The sequence below is a fragment of the Ignavibacteriales bacterium genome, from assembly GCA_016709155.1.
GTDB lineage: Bacteria > Bacteroidota > Ignavibacteria > Ignavibacteriales > Ignavibacteriaceae > JADJEI01.
The window spans coordinates 698,965-717,733 of record JADJEI010000013.1; the positions used below are offsets into that span (position 1 = coordinate 698,965).

Below are 18,769 nucleotides of genomic sequence, written 5' to 3' on the forward strand. Positions count from 1 at the left end.
CAAACTGATCCGGTAACTAACGTTTCAGATGACAGATGATCTTTTTAATCACTAAACTTTTTCACTCATTAGTTTTGCCTGCAAAAACAATAGCAGGTAATCTCTTCCACCTGCCTTTGAGTCTGTGCCGGACATATTAAATCCGCCGAACGGATGTCCGCCGACAAATGCACCTGTACATTTTCTGTTAAAATAGAGATTACCAATTAGTAATTCTTTTTTTGCAAGCTCAAGTTTTTTTCTATTCTTTGAATACACTGCCCCCGTTAACCCATAAATAGTTCCGTTACCGATTTTCAAACTATCCTCAAAGTTTTTTGATTTAATAACTGTAAGAACAGGACCAAAAATTTCTTCCTGTGCAATTCTTGCAGTTGGTTTCACATCAATAAAGACAGTAGGTTTAATAAAGTAACCATTGCCCTCCGCTTTTTTACCTCCGGTTAAAAGTCTTCCTTCCTGCTTTCCGATCTCAATATATGATAGAATAGTTTTTTCTGCCGAAGCGCTGATTACCGGGGTTATTTTATGATTTTCTTCTGCAGCTCCTACTTCTAATTTATCTACCTCCTCCTTAAGCAGTTTGACAAATTTATTATAAATGGAATCGTCAACAATAGCACGTGAACACGCTGAACATTTTTGTCCCTGGAATCCAAATGCTGAGGCTGCCACACCCTTAGCCGCATCTTCCACATCAGCTTCGCTGTCAACAATAATACAATCTTTGCCGCCCATTTCTGCCACAACACGTTTCAACCAAATTTGTCCCGGCTGAACCTTTGAAGCAAGTTCGTAAATGTGAGTCCCGACTGCCATAGAACCTGTGAATGAAATGAATCTTGTTTTTGGATGTGCCACAAGAGTATCACCCACCTCTGCACCGGAGCCGGGCAGGAAGTTTAAAACTCCGGCAGGCAATCCTGCTTCTTCCATAATTTCAAAAATAATTTACCCATCATCGGAGTTTCGCTTGATGGTTTAAGCACCACCGTATTTCCTGTTACAATTGCTGCTGAAGTCATTCCAACAAGAATTGCAAAAGGAAAATTCCATGGCGGAACGGTTACACCAACACCAAGGGGGATGTAAACTAATTCATTCATTTCACCTTTTACAGGAGTGATAGGCTGCTTTGCCGCATATCGAATCATCTCTCTTCCATAAAACTCGAGGAAGTCAATAGCCTCGCAGGTATCGGCATCTGCCTCGGTAAAATTTTTACCTGCTTCAAGAATCATCCATGCATTTATTTCGAAACGTCTTTTGCGGGCAATCGCTGCCGCTTTAAATAAATACTGTGCACGTGTTTCAGGTGCGACGTATTTCCATTCATGAAATTTTTATATGCTGTTTCGATTGCAAGATTTGCTAATTCAATCGAGCCTTTATGAAAGTGCGCAAGTTTTTCATCTTTATTTGAAGGATTAAAAGAGGTAAAAACAATCTGGAATTTTAGCTATTTCCTAATTGATTAGCCCACCGTCCCCTGTCTTTTCTCTAATAACTTCCTTAAATTAAAAACAAAAATCCCGAGGTTTACTATGAAACCAAAAATATTCCTTCTTTCCTGTCTTTCATTTTTAATTTTTAATTCTTCATTGTTAATTAGTACCGTTAGGTACGTCAGTCCCACCGGCAGCAGCACCCCGCCCTACACAAGCTGGGAAACCGCCGCCGACAGCATAATGGAGTGCATTAACATCTCTGTTTTTGGCGATACCATTTACGTGGCAAACGGCACTTACAAAGAGCAAGTTGTTATGATTCCCGGCTTAAGCCTTATTGGTGCTGGTATGGATAGCTGTGTGATTGATGCTTCCAATTTTATTTTTGAGTGGAATGATATAGCTGTTTTTGTGAAAGATAGCTGCTTACTAAAAGGATTTACTGTGAAAGTTAAAATGAATCTTATTCCTGGTATTGGTATAGGTATAGCAGGAACTGGAGGCAGAAATTGCTTAGTTATGTGAATAAGGGATTAAGGATCTCCGGAATGCTTTAAGGCAAACTCTCACTATATACTGATTTAACGTAAGAATAATTTATGTGTAGATATTGGAATTGGGATTTACATTTTCAATTCAAATCCTATAGTGAGCAACAACTACATAAATGCGAGTCCTAGTGAGTATGATGGAACCGGTATTTATTCGGGAGGCTTTACCAGTGCATATTATCCAATCATTGACTCAAACTACATTATTACCAATGGTGATGGTATTCGAAAGTCATTTGGATCAAGTCCTACTATATCAAATAATGTTATAATTCTAAATGACGAAACAGACGATAATGGAATTTCGTTAAGTTATTCAGATTCAGCAAAGGTATTTAATAATTTTATTATATCTATTAGTGGCGTGGATAATGGAGGTATATCCAATCTGGAAGTACAAAACCTTCGGGCATATAATAACTATGTGATCGGGAACTACCGATATAACGCATTTCAGATAGGTTACCAAAATATTGCTAAGAACAACGTTATAACAAATTGTGAGTCAGAGTGGAATTTTCTGATGGGATAATGAAACTTTTCAATTCAACAATGCTTGGAATAACGTCGGTAATTATATTGGTTTCACACCAGATAGCACAAATCTTGAAGTTGATCCAATGTTAGTCAATAAGGATTCAACAAAGGTGTTCGATTTTCACTTACAAAAATTCTCCTACTGATTGATGCAGGCGATCCAAATATTCTTGATGATGATGGAACAAGAAGCGACATAGGACTTTATGGTGGACCTTATGGCGAACAATATCATTATGTTGATTTAGCTCCACGCACACCTGTAAACCTAAATGCAACACTTGACAGTTTAACCGTAGGAATAACGTGGAATAAAAACACAGAAGCTGACTTTAATCACTATAATGTTTACAGAGATACAACAAAGAACTTTGAAATTGATTCGATAAATCTTTTTCTTTCAACCCTGAACAAACTTGATTGATATACTTCCCGATTACTTGGAAAAGATATACTACAAACTAACCGCAGTAGATAATCAAGACAACGAATCAGAACCCAGCGAAGAGGTTGGATTTATCCTAACTTCCATTACCGACCACAAACAACTACAATCTCGACTACCGACTTTACCAGAACTACCCTAACCCATTCAATCCATCAACAACGATAAGTTATAGGTTAAAAGAAAGAGGTTATGTAAACTATATGTCTATGATATCAAAGGGGAACTTGTTTAAGTGTTAGTCAATCAAAAACAAGAAGCGGGCTTCTACGAAGTTGAGTTTACTACAAACAACCAACCACCAACTACCAACAACTTAGCAAGCGGAATTTATATTTATCAAATAATGGTAAAGAACGAAAACAAGATCCCGGTGTTTACGGATATGAAAAAGATGATCTTTTTAAAGTAATGAATAATTAAGAATTAAAAATTAACAATTGAATCACATAGTGACAGGCAATGAAGCAATTTGACAATTAAGCAATTCAATCACAAAGTGATAGGCAATGAAGCAATTGAACCCCCATCCCTCAAAATGGAATGGGAATAATCAATAATCAATAATAAATTAAAAATTACCGGAGGTATAAAATGAAACGAGTAATACAACTCTTGTTTCTCTTAGGTTTTGTCTCTTTTTCGTTAGACGTTTTTGCTCAGGAGCAACCGAGCGCAACAAAATTTCCGATTGGTTCGTTCATCGGTGCAGGTCACGATACTGACCAGGCGGTATACAGAACAAGATTTAATATGGCTTTGGATTACACACCGGAGACAGTTAATCCAAACGAAAATGTTTGTGTTATAAAAGTAAAATACAGATATGCAGAGGTACTAAAATTTTACAATCCACCAAAGGATACATTTATATTGCACGACACAGTGTTTGTTCAGGACACATTGAAAATCTCAGACTTTAACGAAGATGGTTTGTTTAAGTATTTTGAACTGCCCACATACGCCTATCCCTCAAAGTTTGGATATGGTCCTGTACCGGAGAAAGTACAAATATATAATGATGAGGTAGATACCTTCTACACGGACTCAAATGGTGATAATGGGATACAGTTTTGTGTTGATTGGCTTAGGGATAATAACCTTGGAAACTTTATAGATTGATAATATTGAGACCTATGATGCAAGAGTTGGGATGAGTATTTGGATTCACGGTCATCAGCATAACGAAATAATTTCTAAAATTAAAACAGCCGAATCAGATTCCGACTGGTCAAACCTCAAATATTGGTACGCAGCCACGATGAGCCATACACCGTTCAATGGATGCTTACACACCGATGCATATTGTTGACTCATTAGTGCAGCTTTCGAAGGCAGTCCGTTAATAACATACTTTTATCCATATGGTGGTTAACTGTAAATGGAGATTCTCAGCTTGTAAAGTTTTATAAGATGGCAAATCCTCAAAAACTTATGATAGATTTCTATCCAATCTCTGCCGATTATGATATTGTCCGCTGGGAAGATTTGGAATCCACACGTCAGCAATTTCAAATAGCACATTCATTACAGCCTGGATTCTGGTATGCGGCTCAATTAAAACGATTGATGGAGGGGAGATAATCTTTTCTTCCAGCAAAAGACAGATAATAGACGGGCTGGCTACCGTTAAAGGAACAGCCTCACAAAATCTTACTCTTGATTTTAATGATCCAAATGATAACACAGGAATTGAAGTACTAACTGATGGAGATTTTACATTATCGAAAAAATAATTGCTTACCCATATTCAATCTTTTTCCCTTTTATGCCAATCTTTAGGAAAATTCGTTTTTCGCTCATTTTAATACTTTCCTAACTCTACCAAAGCTTGGTTGGGCTGTACGCTACTTCTGTTGGACTCAACCACGTTGCGTCATGCTTGACCACACTTGCGTCAAGCTTCACCTGACTTGCGTCATGCTTGACCACACTTGCGTCAGTCTTCACCGCACTTGCGTTATACTTAACCGACATAACGTCAATGCTAACGCTCACTCCATCAGTTCTGACTACAACTAAGTCATGCTTTACTAAGCCGGCATTGGGTATAACAAAATAATCAAGGACATATAACGTGGGGTCAATGAAGTGATAAAAAATAAATGAAATTATTCTGAAGATAAACTTACTTTTGCTAACACTGAATGCCGAATAACCGGCGCCTTTTGTATTCTAAATAAAATTCAAACCAGCATGCATTCACGGTTTTGATATACTTCCAACTGATTAAATAGCAATTTAAACTCGCGAAGCAAAGTACAGACTAAATCAATAGTCCTCGTCAAGCAGCCAGCCTTCGGCAAGTTCTTTTTTCATTTCAGAAATGAAGCGGGATGGTTTTGATAATGTCATTCCGGCTTCGCGGTCATAAAGGTTCATCGGGTAGGTGACAAATAAATTTTGCTTTGCGCGGGTGGAGGCAACATACATCAGGCGTCTCTCCTCCTCAAGTGTTTCGATACTTTCGGCCGATCGGCTCGAGGGAAAATATCCTTCGACTGCATGAATAATAAAAACTGAATGCCACTCCAAACCTTTTGCAGAATGGATGGTGGAAAGTGTAAGGAACTCTTCATCTTTTTCGGGAGTGCCGACATCCACTACGCTTTCAATTATCGGTTCGATTGCCATATCCGCAAGCAAACTATCGAGCGAACGATAATTTTCCGTTATGTTCAAAAATATTTCGAGATCTTTTTTGCGCTTATTAAAATCATCATACTTATCTTTAAATAATGGGTAGTAGTAATCAACAACCATCTGCGCTTTTTCTGAGGGCAGGTTTTGTTTGGTGTGGAGATTGTAAAGCAATTCCAAAAGATGGCTGAGTTTTTCATTTTTTAAAATTGACGGCTGATGATCGGGGTGGGTTTTTATTGAAAGCCGTGCAGTAGAAATTTCATCAAGAATTTTTTGTGCGGTTTTTGGTCCCACTCCTTCGTGCAAAAGTAAAACTCTGAACCAGCTTACCGCATCTTTCGGGTTGGCAGCTATTCGAAGAAAAGCGAGCACATCTTTAACATGTGCAGTTTCAACAAACTTCATTCCGCCAACTTTAATAAACGGAATGTTCGCTTTGGATAATTCAATTTCCAGATCAAAAGAAAAAAAAGAAGATCGAAACAATACAGCAATATCATTTAACGCCACACCTTCTTCCCTAAGTTCGAGAACTTTCTCAATAATAAATTTCGATTGAAGATTCTCATTCGATGCTGCAACAATGTACGGAAGATTTCCCCCCGGCTTTCGCGTGTAAAGTACTTTGGTGTATTTCTCAACTGCCTGATCATTTATGTGATTTGCAAAATCAAGCACGGATTGAACACTGCGATAATTTTCTTCAAGCTTAATGATATTTACATCCTTAAATAGCTTTGGAAAATCAAGTATGTTTTTATAATTGGCTCCGCGAAAGGAATAAATCGCCTGTGAATCATCTCCCACTACCATAACATTGTTATTTCTCTGCGCAAGTCCTTGAACAATATCCGCTTGAAGTTTATTTGTATCCTGGTATTCGTCAACCATCACAAAATTTATTGATGAAAGAAGTGACTTCGCTGCGGGACCGTGTTCAAGTAAAAAATTTCTTAAATAAACTAAAAGGTCATCGTAATCAAGTAGATTATTTTTTCTTTTATAATCAGAATAAATTTTATTGATGTCCAAAATTCTATCAAGCTGATCTAAAAAGTGCGGGTAGTTTTGTTCAATTAAATCGGATATTGATTTGTCAGTATTCACATTCAGTGAAAAAACTTTTACAAGTGTCTGCTTGTTTGGAAATCTTTTTTCTTTGGTGATAAACCCTGCCTGGCTTCTGATGAGATTCACAACATCTTCGCTGTCTGATTGATCCATAATGGTAAATGAAGAATCGAGCCCGACTGCCTTAGCATATTTTCGTAAAGTCAGATTAGCGAATGAATGAAAAGTGCCGCCTCGTATTTTTCCGCAGCGATGATCGAGCAGAACGGAAGCGCGGTTCATCATTTCGTTTGCTGCTTTGCGCGTAAATGTGAGAAGTAAAATTGATTCGGGATCGTAACCCATTTCAACTAACCTTGCGACACGGTAAACAAGAGTTCGTGTTTTACCCGTCCCTGCACCGGCTATGATTAGGTATGCACCATCAACGGCAGAGGCAGCTTCATATTGTGCAGCGTTGAGTGATTCTTTATAGTTAATAACGAAACGGGCTTCGTCAAAAGATTTTTTTATGAAGCCCGCATCTTTAATTCTCTTAAGCTGATATTTTTTTTGCTCCATCAATCAAAAGCTTTGGGTTTGTTGATTATCTCACTGAAGATGTAATAATCTCTGAAAGTCTTTTGGTTTCGAAAGACTTCACGCATTCTTGTTTGCACCGGATTTCCCATATCCCGTTTAACTACTTCAGACTGAACGAATTTTTTCGACAACTCATCAATGCTTTTATCAAGAATAGGTTTTAACATTCTCGATTTGATTTGAGTATCGTTCCAATCTGGATTTTCTGTGTGCTCGGAAACAGTCGGAGTATGCCAGCTAGATTCATCGTAACCAGCAGGTTTATATTCAAGTGAAGTATTTTTATCGAGGTTCGGCTCAGATTTTTGTGTTTCGATACTGCCATTAATTTTTTGCGGAGTTTCTTTTTTAAAAAGATTTTCTAACTCTTTTAATATATCATAGTCTGCTGCCGGGGGTGTAGTCTTAATTTGTCTGTCAGGCGCCTTCAAATCGGGAACTTTATTTTCGGTCTGCTGTCCCTGTTTCTTCTTTTTGAATAATGGACTTAAGAAGCTAAAAATGATGAACAGATAAATCAGTATTTCAAAAAAATTATCCATGACTATTTATCTTTTTTCTGTTCAGGTTTTGCAATCGAATCTCTCATTTCAGTATCAGCCTGAATATTTTTCATTTTATAATAATCAAAGATTCCAAGATTGCCGCTCCTAAAAGCATCCGCCATTGCTTTTGGAATTTCTGCCTCCGCTTCTACTACGCGAGCGCGTTGTTTGGCAACGTCTGCAATGTTTTCCTGCTCACTTGCAACTGCGGCAGCTCTTCGCTCTTCGGCTTTTGCTCGCGCCACTTTCAAATCCGCTTCCGCTTGATCTGTCTGTAAAATAGCTCCGATGTTTTGACCGATATCAACGTCTGCAATATCAATAGATAGAATTTCGAATGCGGTCCCTGAATCCAATCCTTTGGCGAGTACGCTTTTAGAAATTCTGTCCGGATTTTCTAAAACTTCTTTATGAGTTGCGCTCGAGCCGATAGTCGAAACAATTCCTTCGCCAACACGGGCAAGAATTGTAGCTTCACCAGCACCACCAACAAGTCTTTCAATATTTGCACGAACAGTAATTCGCGCAATTGCTTTCAATTGAATACCGTCCTTTGCAACTGCAGCTACCATTGGTGTTTCAATTACTTTTGGGATAACGGACATTTTAACTGCTTCAAGAACATCTCTGCCAGCAAGATCAATTGCAGCAGCGCGCTCGAAAGTTAAACCAAGATTTGCTTTGTCTGCTGAGATAAGTGCATTAATCACTTTGACTACATTTCCACCGGCGAGAAAATGTGCTTCAAGTTTTGGAAGATCAACAGTTAACCCCGCCTTGGTTGCGGTGATTATGCTGCGTACTATTATTACAGGTGGAACTTTTCGCAATCGCATTCCAACGAGATCTTTAAATATTTTTAATTTTACTCCGGAGAAAAATGCGGTGATATAAAGACCGATAGGAATAAAATATAAAAAGATAAAAAGAATAAAATGATTGCAATAATTACTACAATTGATAAACCGAATACTGCTTCCATAACTTCTCCATAATTAAATAATCAAAAAAACTTAAATGAAAATAAAGAAATTTTTACTGATGTTCATCAGCAAAATATTGTTTGATTCAAAGACAGAATGGTCAATATTACAAAATGTCTGATTTCATTCAATAATTTCAGTCTAAATTTCTCTCTTTTAAGCTTATTAAATGGTATGTAAATTGCCATACAAAATTAATTAATTATTGTGCCTATTTTAATTGTGAGAAATATTACAAAATCTCTCACAGATCAAATATCAATGTTGATTGCTGAATTTTCAGGCTTTATATTAGTAAGAGCTTTTGCAGTTAAAGTTATTGATTAAAAATAAAGGAATAAAATGGACGGAAATTTTTCGGATAGATTACAGGACGTAATCAGGCTAAGCAGGGAAGAAGCACTTCGTCTTGGTCACGATTATATCGGCACCGAACATCTTCTTCTAGGAGTTATTAGAGAAGGACAGGGAGTTGCTGTTCGTTTGTTAAGAAACCTTGACTGTGATTTGTTAAAATTGAAAAAAGCTGTCGAAGATACGGTTAGAACTTCGGGCGGAACTATGACAATCGGCAATTTGCCATTGACAAAACAGGCTGAAAAAGTTTTAAAGATCACGCAGATTGAATCTAAAATTTATAAAGCAGACGTTATTGGCACAGAACATCTTCTGCTTTCTCTTTTAAGAGATGAGGACAATATTGCTACTCAAATCCTTCATCAATTTAATATTACTTATGATGCTACACGATCAGAATTAAATTCAATGCTTTCATCAAAAGGAACAAAAGACACATCGTCTCAGCAAATTCCCCCTGATAGAAAAATTGAACGTACAAAAACTCCGGTGCTAGATAATTTTGGCAGAGATTTAACTAAACTCGCTATCGAAGATAAACTTGATCCTGTTGTAGGCAGAGAGAAAGAAATTGAGCGAGTTGCACAAATACTTAGCCGTCGAAAGAAAAATAATCCGGTGCTGATTGGCGAACCCGGCGTTGGTAAAACTGCAATCGCTGAAGGACTTGCATTAAGAATAATTCAGAAAAAAGTTCCAAGATCTTTACAGGATAAACGAGTTGTGACTTTAGATCTTGCAGGATTGGTTGCAGGCACAAAATATCGCGGTCAGTTTGAAGAACGAATGAAAGCATTAATGAACGAACTTGAGAAAGCCAAAGATGTAATTCTGTTTATTGATGAACTTCACACTATTGTTGGTGCAGGGGGGGCATCCGGTTCGCTTGACGCTTCTAATATGTTTAAACCCGCACTTTCACGTGGAGATATTCAATGTATCGGTGCAACAACTCTTGATGAGTACAGAAAATTTATTGAAACAGACGGTGCGTTAGATAGAAGATTTCAAAAAGTGATGGTTGATCCTCCAAGCTATGATGAGACTCTAAAAATTCTTGAGAATATTAAATTCAAATATGAAGAACATCATCATGTGCGTTATTCTAAAGACGCAATTCAGTCAGCCGTAAAATTAAGCAACAGGTATATTACTGATAGGCATCTTCCCGATAAGGCAATTGATGTATTAGATGAAGCCGGGTCAAGAGTGCACATGGGAAATTTTGAAGTACCGAAAGTAGTGCTCGATCTTGAAGCAGATATTGAGCAAATCAGAAAAGAAAAAGCAGGCGTTGTTAAACGTCAGGATTATGAAGAAGCTGCAAGACTGCGCGATAAGGAAAGAAATTTACAGGCAGAACTTGAAATTGCCAAACGTGATTGGGATAATCAAACAAAAGATATTGTTTACGATGTTTCTGAGGATGATATTGCAACCGTTGTGGCAATGATGACAGGCATTCCTGTTAATCGTGTAGCTCAAACTGAATCGGAAAAATTATTACACATGGAAGATGCGCTTAAAGGGGTAATCGTTGGACAGGATGAGGCGGTTTCAACTTTAACCCGCGCTATCAGAAGAACCCGTGCCGGTTTGAAAAATCCGAACAGACCGATCGGGAGTTTTGTATTCCTCGGACCAACCGGGGTGGGTAAAACTGAACTCTGTAAAGCACTCGCCCGTTATCTTTTTGATTCAGAAAATTCTCTCATCAGAATTGATATGAGTGAATACATGGAAAAGTTTGCCGTTTCAAGGCTTGTCGGAGCACCTCCCGGATACGTCGGTTATGAGGAAGGGGGACAACTTACAGAAAAAGTCAGGCGTAAACCTTACTCGGTTGTATTGTTTGATGAAATTGAAAAAGCACATCCGGATATTTTTTCTCTGTTGCTGCAGGTGCTCGATGATGGAATACTTACAGACAGTCTTGGGAGAAGAGTTGATTTCAGAAATACCATACTGATTATGACTTCTAACATAGGCACTAAGGACATAAAAAATATTTCATCATTTGGTTTTGGCGGTGAGTCAGGCTCTGATAGATATTCAAGTTTGAAAAACACAGTTGAAGATGCAATGAAGAAATTATTCAACCCTGAATTTCTAAATAGGATTGATGAAACAATCGTTTTCAGAAATCTTGAAAAAGAAGATATAATGAAAATTATTGACATTCAGATTCAAGATCTATTCAAGAATATCCATGAAAATAAAATGGAACTTGTCATTGATCAATCGGCAAAAGATTTTATTGTTGATAAAGGATTCGATCCTAAATATGGTGCCCGCCCGCTTAGACGTGCAATTCAAAAATATATCGAAGACCCTCTTGCCGAAGAAATTCTCAAAGGATCATTTAAAGAAGGAACAAAAATTATTGCAAAGCATATTGCGAACACAGAGATATTAGTTTTCTTTGATGAATCATTAGATACGAATATTTCTGATGAAACTAAGGAAAAAACCGACTCTTCAAGTGTTTGAAATAGACAAATCTTTTTTATTCAAAAGCGTATTACTTTTAATACGCTTTTTTTATGCTTATTTTTGATAAACAATTTGAGGAACTTATGCGTTTATCTAACAAAGAAATAGAATCTAAAATACTTTCCTATGAAGGATGGTCTTACAAATCGGGGCAAATCTCTAAAGAATATTTGTTTAAGGATTTTCAGCAGGCGCTAAACTTCGTCAATAAAGTTGGCGAAGCCGCTGAAAAGGAAAACCATCATCCGGATATTTTTATTCATTCCTGGAATAAAGTAAGGGTAAGCCTGTCCACTCATGATGAAGGCGGGGTTACTCAAAAAGATATTCAACTCGCAAAAATATTTCAATCTATTCAAAAAAAATTTTTATGAAAAATTACAACGAGCAGGAAATAATCGAAATATTTAAATCAAGCCAGGCTCTTTTAAGCGGGCATTTTCTATTAACCTCGGGCAGGCACAGTAATATTTATTTTCAATGTGCTAAGGTTCTTCAATATCCTCAATACAACCAAATTGTGTGTACAGAGATTGCTGATCATTATAAAGATTATGATATCGCCACGGTCATTGCCCCTGCAATTGGGGGCTGTGTTGTAGGGCAGGAAGTCGCTCGTCAGTTAAATAAACGATTCATCTTTGCCGAGCGTGAAGATAAAAAACTTACTCTGCGAAGGGGTTTTTCGTTTGAAGCTGGTGAGAAAGTATTAATTTGTGAGGATGTTGTAACAACAGGTGGAAGTGTTTTTGAAGTCATTGACATAGTTAAGAATGCCGGTGCACAAATCGTCGGAGTTGGATTTATCGTTGACCGTAGTAACGGGGAGGTACAATTTGGCTATCCTCAATTCAGTACAGTGAAATTAAATGCAGTTTCTTACTCGGCGGATGAATGTCCGTTATGTAAAGAAAAACTTCCGCTTATTAAACCGGGCTCAAGAAAAATTTCAGTATGAATAAACTGCTCACGTATTTTTATGAATTGATTGGTAATGATTTACTATTTCAGTTGTGCATATCGGCTGCGGTAATTTTTCTCGGGATTATTGCAGCTAAGTTAAGCAGTTTCATTTCCAGAAAAATAGCACAGCCCTATGTAAAAAAAACAAAAACAAAACAAGATGATAAACTTGTTGAGATCATAGGATGGGGGGTTTTTCGCCTGGTGATAATCGCAGCGCTTTTTGCTTCACTTGGAATATTCGAGAACGATTGGCTATTCTTGATTGGAGTAAAATCAACAGTTATTAATGCTCATCCCTACTTAGCTATATTTACTAAAATACTTGATGTACTTCTATTTCTGTATTTTGTATTTACACTGGTTATTATATCCTTTAAGCTCACAGTGGTTTTACTCGACTGGTATTCCGAATCAATTGATGGGGGAGAGAACAGAAACCTGAGCGGCAGTCTTTTTCCACTAATAAAAAAACTTGCAAAGGTAATAATTTTTCTCATTGCTGTAGTCGCCGTTCTTTCAAAGTTTGATGTAAACATTAGCGGGCTTCTTGTGTCGCTTGGTGTTGGTTCTTTGGCAGTTGCTCTCGCAGCGCAGGAAACTTTATCGAATATGATTTCTGGTTTCGCAATAATGATTGATAGACCGTTTAGAATTGGAGACCGCATTCGCTTTGCTGAGAATAAAACCGGTGATGTGATGGAGATTGGAATACGCTCGACAAAAATTTTAGATTTTGATCACAACATTGTTGTAATTCCAAACAATGAAATTATAAAATCACATATAACAAATCTTTCCTATCCATCTTCTGAAACGCGTGTGGTTGTGGAAATTGGCGTTGCCTACGGCACAGATATTCAAAGAGCCAAAAACCTTCTTCTTGATATTGTTAAAAATGATGAAGACATAATTAAAGAAACCCCGCCGGAAGTTTATCTGATTAACTTTGCCGATTCTTCTCTTGTTTTACGCCTTACCTGTAGAACAAATAATTATAAAAATGTTTTTGAAATTCAATGCAGAACACGAGAGAAGATTTATGAAATTTTTAGACGGGAAAACATTGAAATACCATTCCCGCAGCGCATTATTACTATCAATAATCCATCACGACATTTTACAACTAAATAAAAGATATAATATTATGAAAACTATTTTCTTAATTCTTCTTTTTTCAACTGTAATTTTTTCTCAGATAAATTTTGAAAATTATTTCGAAAATAAAACCCTCCGGATTGATTACTATCATTCCGGAAATTCAGATCACGATTCTTACTCCTTCGACGAAATGAAAGAGGAACCTTTTTGGGGCGGGTCAAAAATTAATTTGATTGATAAGTTTAATTATGGAAAATATAAATTTGAAGTGATTGACGACAGTTCGCAGCAGACTATTTATTCGCGCACCTACTCAACATTATTTGGTGAATGGCAAACTACCGATGAAGCAAAGCAGACTGAAAAATCTTTTAGCGAAACGGTTGTCTTTCCCTATCCCAAGTCAAATGTTACGGTAATATTTTATGGACGCGATAAAAAGAATAACCTGATAAAAAAGTTTCAATACAAGATTGATCCTAAAAATTATTTCATCAAAACTGAAAGGGAAGCTGCTTACAACTCGTTCGAAATTATTCATTCCGGCAATCCATCAACTAATGTTGACATTGTAATTATTCCCGACGGTTATACTTCCGAGGAAATGGACCTTTTCAAAAAAGATTGTGAACGATTTGCAGATTATTTTTTTAATGCTTCACCCTTTAAGGAGAACAAAAATAAATTTAATATCTGGGGAATCGAAGCTCCCTCTGTTGAGTCTGGTACTGACATACCAGCAGAAGATATATGGAAAAAGACTTTAGTGAATACTTCCTTTTATACATTTGATCTTGAAAGATATCTAATGACTTCAGATAATAAGACACTACGAAATGTAGCGTCTAATGCTCCATACGATCAGATTTATATTTTAGTGAACAGTAGTAAATATGGTGGTGGTTCTATTTATAATCATTATTCTGTTTGTATGAATAATAACAGTTATGCCGAATATGTATTTGTTCATGAATTTGGACACGGTTTTGGTTCGCTGGCAGATGAATATTACACTTCTGATGTGGCATACAATGATTTTTACTCGCTCGATGTTGAGCCACTCGATCCAAATATAACCACGCTTGTTAATTTCGAATCCAAATGGAAAGACCTCGTTGATGATGAAACATTAATCCCTACTCCTGCAACGATAGAATTTAAAAACAAAGTTGGAGCATTCGAAGGTGGTGGTTACGTAGAAAAGGGGGTATATCGTCCGATGCAGGATTGTACGATGAAATCTATTTCAGTGGATAATTTTTGTCCGGTTTGTAAACGATCACTTCAGGCAATGATAGATTTTTATTCAAAATAATTTAAACACGATGGATCAAAAAAAATTACACAAAACAGTTGAAACCATTGCTTCAAAAAAATTTCTTAACGAAGATGAAATGCTCATCGAAGTTCTGAAACAACTCGTTGAACAACAAGACATAAACGTTATAGGCGGACGGGTTTGGAAATTAGAAGTTGAATCAAAAGCTTATCGGCTATTTTATCAAACAGGAAAACTTCAGAAAATCCGTCCGGACTTTCAGTTAAAGCTCACTGAATATCCAATCTTTGATCTTATCGCTAAAGAAAGGACAATCCTCGGAAATGAAACTAATTCGATACTTCGCAAGAAAGGAATTTTTAAATATTCAGCCTCTGGTGTGGGTGATAAAATAAAAATTAATGAAAAAATTTATTATGAATATATCCTCGCACTGAATAGTAATCACATAGATGAAGAGTTGAGATTGACACTAAACATCATTGCCACTGCTCTTACCTCACAAATTAAACAAAGGAGATATTCCAAGCGAGCTAAAATTCTTAAAGCCGATATTGATAAAGCCCGGGAACTTCAAAAATCTATTTTGCCGGAGCATCATTTCACTTTTTATAACTACGAGCTTTTTGGAGTGACAGACCCTGCTGAAATTGTCGGCGGAGATTTTTTTGACTACCTGCAGGTTGGTGATGATCTTGATAGGTTAGGAATTGCACTTGGTGATGCTGCCAGCAAAGGCTTAGCCGCTGCTGCTGAAGCGATGTACATTTCGGGTGCATTGCGTATGGCGTCGAATTTTCAAATTAAAATTGCCCCATTGATGAAACGAATGAATGAACTGGTAAACAAAATATTTGCCGATGATAAATTTACTTCGCTTTTTTATGGTGAACTTTCTACCGATAGAAGCGGCTTGTTTCTTTACGCAAATGCAGGTCATAACCCCCCTTTGTTTGTCAGAAAAAATTCCGATGAAATTATTTTACTTCAACCAACTGGTCCGGTTTTAGGGCCAACTCCCATGGCACGCTTTACCGTTGAGAATATTAACTTTGAAAAAGATGATGTATTATTAATTTATTCGGATGGAATCACGGACTCGGCAAATGCACAATTTGAAAATTATGGCGACGAGAGGCTAATAAATATTCTTAAAGCGAATTATCATCCATTGTTGATAAAGCACACGAACAATTTATTAAGTGGCGTAAAACTTCATTCGAATTTCGTGCTTCTAAAATCAGATCTGCAGCAGCGATTCTCCGAAAACGAAAAGAAGAATTCGCAAAACTAATGACCCTTGAAATGGGAAAGCCAATAGTACAAGCTCGGGCAGAAGTAGAAAAATGTGCATGGGTTTGTGATTATTACGCTGATAATGCAGAAAAGTTTTTAACTGATGAAATAGTTGAAACAGATGCACAAAAAAGTTTTATTAGTTTTCAACCAATTGGAATAGTACTTGCTGTGATGCCGTGGAATTTTCCTTTTTGGCAGGTCTTTCGTTTTGCTTCCCCAACTTTGATGGCTGGCAATGCTGCTATTTTAAAGCATTCTTCTAATGTTAGCGGATGTGCATTAGCCATCGAAAAAATATTTGAGGAAGCAGGTTTTCCTTCAGGACTTTTCCGAACAATTCTCGTATCTTCAAAAAATATTGAACCCATAATTAAACATCCGCTAATAAAAGCAGTTACATTAACTGGCAGCGTTACTGCCGGGAAATCCATCGCATCACTTGCTGGATCTTTAATAAAAAAAACTGTATTGGAATTGGGCGGAAGCGATCCTTATTTAATTCTCGAGGATGCTGATATTGAATCAGCAGCAGAATGTTGTGTAACGGCGAGATTATTAAATGGAGGACAAAGCTGCATCGCCGCTAAGCGATTTATCATTGTTGAATCAGTTTATGATGAATTTGAAAAAATATTTTTAGAAAAAATGAAATCCAAAAAAATGGGAGATCCTTTTGATGAATCCAATTCAATAGGTCCTCAGGCAAGTATTCAATTACGTGATGAGCTTCATCAACAAGTTTTAAAGAGTATTGAACTTGGTGCGAAATTATTACTTGGCGGAGAAATTCCCGAAATCAATGGGGCTTATTATCCACCGACTGTACTCGCTAATGTTAGAAAAGGAATGCCCGCTTTTGAAGAAGAATTATTTGGTCCGGTTGCAGCACTGATAAAAGTTGTAAATGAGGAAGAGGCAATTCGTAACGCAAACGAATCAAATTTTGGATTAGGAGCTGCAGTATTTACTTCTGATAAAACGCATGGAGAATTTATCGCGAAAGAAAAATTAAATACCGGCTGCTGTTTTGTTAATGAATTTGTCCGCTCGGATCCGCGCTTGCCATTTGGCGGAATCAATGAAAGTGGTTACGGCAGAGAATTATCAACTTTCGGAATCAGAGAATTTGTAAATATTAAAACAGTTTTTATAAAGTAACTTTTCCATTCATAAAAACTCCTTTTGCCTTCGTAATTGGACTTATAATTTCCTACTCCAAATTTCAAATCGCGTTTTTTCAACGTAATTATATTCATTTGAAACCCATTCAAAGCTATTCATTTGATTAATAGAAATGATATTGATTAGTCCCCACAATCTATTTCTAAATAACCAACTTACACAAAAAAGCTCAAATGTCATTCGGTCCCGATGAATAGGGATCAGAATCTCAATTTTTTACAAATTTAGATACTAAATGGCAATGCCAGCAGTATGACAACCGCGTAGAATGAGTAAATAAATAATGGTGGAGCTTAAAGCTGAGAAGAGTTAATTACGAACTGAGGTGTTATTTCCGAAAACAATCTTTTTACAAATATTCTATCATTAAACACCCTGAAGCCGGAAGCTGTGTGAGGGTAGGAGGGAGGGCTGGTTATTACTCCCGGCGTTCAGGGTTTAAAATTTTTTGTTGTAATCCTTTATCAATAACTTCTAAAAGATGATGTCTAAGATAAGGTTTTTCTAAATATAAGTCCATACCATTTGAAGAAAAAAAATCAACAATTTCAGATTTCTCAAAAGCAGTCATAGCAACAATCGGAATAGAAATATATTCTGATAATTTCCTGATTTCCATTGATGTCTGAATTCCATTTTTTCCTTGCCCTAAATTAATATCCATTAAGATTAAATCATAGAGATTTTTTTTTGCACTTTCAATAGCTTCTTCTCCAGAATTAACAATTTCAACAGCAAATTTTTGATCTAAATATATTTTTATTAACTGTTGACTTGTCCTATCATCTTCAACAACAAGTATTTTAATTCCCGATTGATTATGGTTTATTATTTCAAACAAACGTTTACCATTTTAATAAATAATGCAGTTAGTTACTTTCCTGAAAGATTTTAAGCTTTTTACGAACATCATCTAAAGCCTTATAAATAAGTTCAAACTCATTTGACTTGTCAAAAAAGTAATCTGCACCAAGTTTTTCACATTTTAATCTAAAATATTCAGTCGGATAATTAGTCATAACAATAACAATTATTGAGGGATAATTTTTTTTTACAAAACTTAGAACGTCAAGTCCATTTATTTTCGGCATATTTAAATCCAGAATAATCACATGCGGCTCGAGTTTTGCAACTAAATCAATTCCGAATTCGCCATCCATTGCTTCCCCAATTAGTTCAACGGTCGTTATTTCCGAAAGAATATCTTTCAAAGCTTCACGAACGGCTTCGGAGTCATCAATAATTAGTAACTTTAGTTTTTCTTGCATTGTTTATCTATATAACCGATGT

The 18,769-nt window shown here is 36.6% G+C and carries 17 protein-coding genes and 2 pseudogenes; 13 read left to right on the plus strand and 6 right to left on the minus strand.

What is annotated here, in order from left to right; all coding sequences use genetic code 11:
* Positions 1 to 51: 51 nt before the first annotated feature.
* Positions 52 to 1,447: pseudogene (pruA, locus tag IPH11_16570) on the minus strand (L-glutamate gamma-semialdehyde dehydrogenase).
* Between the two features lie 97 nt (positions 1,448 to 1,544).
* On the opposite strand from pruA, the gene IPH11_16575 reads away from it, so the two are divergent.
* The 6 genes from IPH11_16575 (at position 1,545) to IPH11_16600 (ending at position 4,565) form a co-directional block, all read left to right on the plus strand.
* The gene (locus IPH11_16575; GenBank protein ID MBK6915191.1) at positions 1,545 to 1,973 is read left to right on the plus strand and encodes a hypothetical protein; all 429 of its coding nucleotides are present in this window, start codon (positions 1,545 to 1,547) and stop codon (positions 1,971 to 1,973) included.
* A 123-nt stretch (positions 1,974 to 2,096) separates the two neighbouring features.
* A complete protein-coding gene (locus IPH11_16580; protein MBK6915192.1) occupies positions 2,097 to 2,531 on the plus strand; it encodes a hypothetical protein in 435 nt (144 codons plus the stop codon).
* A 685-nt stretch (positions 2,532 to 3,216) separates the two neighbouring features.
* Entirely contained in the window at positions 3,217 to 3,393 is a 177-nt protein-coding gene (locus tag IPH11_16585) for a hypothetical protein (GenBank protein MBK6915193.1), read from the plus strand.
* Positions 3,394 to 3,575: 182 nt separating this feature from the next.
* Positions 3,576 to 4,103: a hypothetical protein gene (locus tag IPH11_16590; GenBank protein ID MBK6915194.1), complete on the plus strand. Its 528-nt coding sequence runs from the start codon at positions 3,576 to 3,578 to the stop codon at positions 4,101 to 4,103.
* A 31-nt stretch (positions 4,104 to 4,134) separates the two neighbouring features.
* Positions 4,135 to 4,293, plus strand: a complete 159-nt coding sequence (locus IPH11_16595) for a hypothetical protein (GenBank protein MBK6915195.1) — start codon at positions 4,135 to 4,137, stop codon at positions 4,291 to 4,293.
* Positions 4,294 to 4,415: 122 nt separating this feature from the next.
* Positions 4,416 to 4,565 (plus strand): hypothetical protein, encoded by a 150-nt coding sequence (locus IPH11_16600; protein ID MBK6915196.1) that lies wholly within the window; start codon positions 4,416 to 4,418, stop codon positions 4,563 to 4,565.
* 687 nt (positions 4,566 to 5,252) lie between these two features.
* Here the strand turns inward: IPH11_16600 and IPH11_16605 are convergent.
* From IPH11_16605 to floA, 3 genes are read right to left on the minus strand one after another with little or no spacing between them, the layout of a single operon-like run.
* Complete coding sequence (locus IPH11_16605; protein MBK6915197.1) at positions 5,253 to 7,256, minus strand: ATP-dependent helicase; 2,004 nt, start codon at positions 7,254 to 7,256, stop codon at positions 5,253 to 5,255.
* A complete protein-coding gene (locus IPH11_16610) occupies positions 7,256 to 7,819 on the minus strand; it encodes a hypothetical protein (protein ID MBK6915198.1) in 564 nt (187 codons plus the stop codon). The genes IPH11_16605 and IPH11_16610 overlap by 1 nt, the downstream gene beginning before the upstream one ends.
* 2 nt (positions 7,820 to 7,821) lie before the next feature.
* Positions 7,822 to 8,793, minus strand: a complete 972-nt coding sequence (gene floA, locus IPH11_16615) for a flotillin-like protein FloA (GenBank protein MBK6915199.1) — start codon at positions 8,791 to 8,793, stop codon at positions 7,822 to 7,824.
* Between the two features lie 354 nt (positions 8,794 to 9,147).
* Here floA and IPH11_16620 point away from each other — a divergent pair, with 354 nt between their 5' ends.
* From IPH11_16620 to IPH11_16650, 7 genes and pseudogenes are all read left to right on the plus strand, one after another.
* A complete protein-coding gene (locus tag IPH11_16620) occupies positions 9,148 to 11,652 on the plus strand; it encodes an ATP-dependent Clp protease ATP-binding subunit (protein ID MBK6915200.1) in 2,505 nt (834 codons plus the stop codon).
* Between the two features lie 86 nt (positions 11,653 to 11,738).
* Positions 11,739 to 12,029, plus strand: coding sequence for a 4a-hydroxytetrahydrobiopterin dehydratase (locus tag IPH11_16625; protein ID MBK6915201.1), 291 nt, complete (start codon positions 11,739 to 11,741; stop codon positions 12,027 to 12,029).
* Positions 12,026 to 12,613 carry an orotate phosphoribosyltransferase gene (locus IPH11_16630; GenBank protein ID MBK6915202.1) on the plus strand — a complete coding sequence of 196 codons (588 nt, stop codon included), beginning with the start codon at positions 12,026 to 12,028 and terminating at the stop codon, positions 12,611 to 12,613. Before IPH11_16625 ends, IPH11_16630 begins: the two co-directional genes overlap by 4 nt.
* Positions 12,610 to 13,752: a mechanosensitive ion channel family protein gene (locus tag IPH11_16635; protein MBK6915203.1), complete on the plus strand. Its 1,143-nt coding sequence runs from the start codon at positions 12,610 to 12,612 to the stop codon at positions 13,750 to 13,752. Before IPH11_16630 ends, IPH11_16635 begins: the two co-directional genes overlap by 4 nt.
* Positions 13,753 to 13,765: 13 nt before the next feature.
* Entirely contained in the window at positions 13,766 to 15,034 is a 1,269-nt protein-coding gene (locus IPH11_16640; GenBank protein ID MBK6915204.1) for a peptidase M64, read from the plus strand.
* Positions 15,035 to 15,044: 10 nt separating this feature from the next.
* Positions 15,045 to 16,160 (plus strand): annotated as a pseudogene (locus IPH11_16645) (serine/threonine-protein phosphatase).
* Between the two features lie 8 nt (positions 16,161 to 16,168).
* Positions 16,169 to 17,455 carry an NAD-dependent succinate-semialdehyde dehydrogenase gene (locus IPH11_16650; GenBank protein MBK6915205.1) on the plus strand — a complete coding sequence of 429 codons (1,287 nt, stop codon included), beginning with the start codon at positions 16,169 to 16,171 and terminating at the stop codon, positions 17,453 to 17,455.
* Between the two features lie 442 nt (positions 17,456 to 17,897).
* Here IPH11_16650 and IPH11_16655 read toward each other — a convergent pair whose 3' ends face one another.
* Entirely contained in the window at positions 17,898 to 18,320 is a 423-nt protein-coding gene (locus tag IPH11_16655) for a response regulator (protein ID MBK6915206.1), read from the minus strand.
* Positions 18,321 to 18,348: 28 nt separating this feature from the next.
* Entirely contained in the window at positions 18,349 to 18,747 is a 399-nt protein-coding gene (locus IPH11_16660; GenBank protein MBK6915207.1) for a response regulator transcription factor, read from the minus strand.
* Between the last annotated feature and the right edge of the window lie 22 nt (positions 18,748 to 18,769).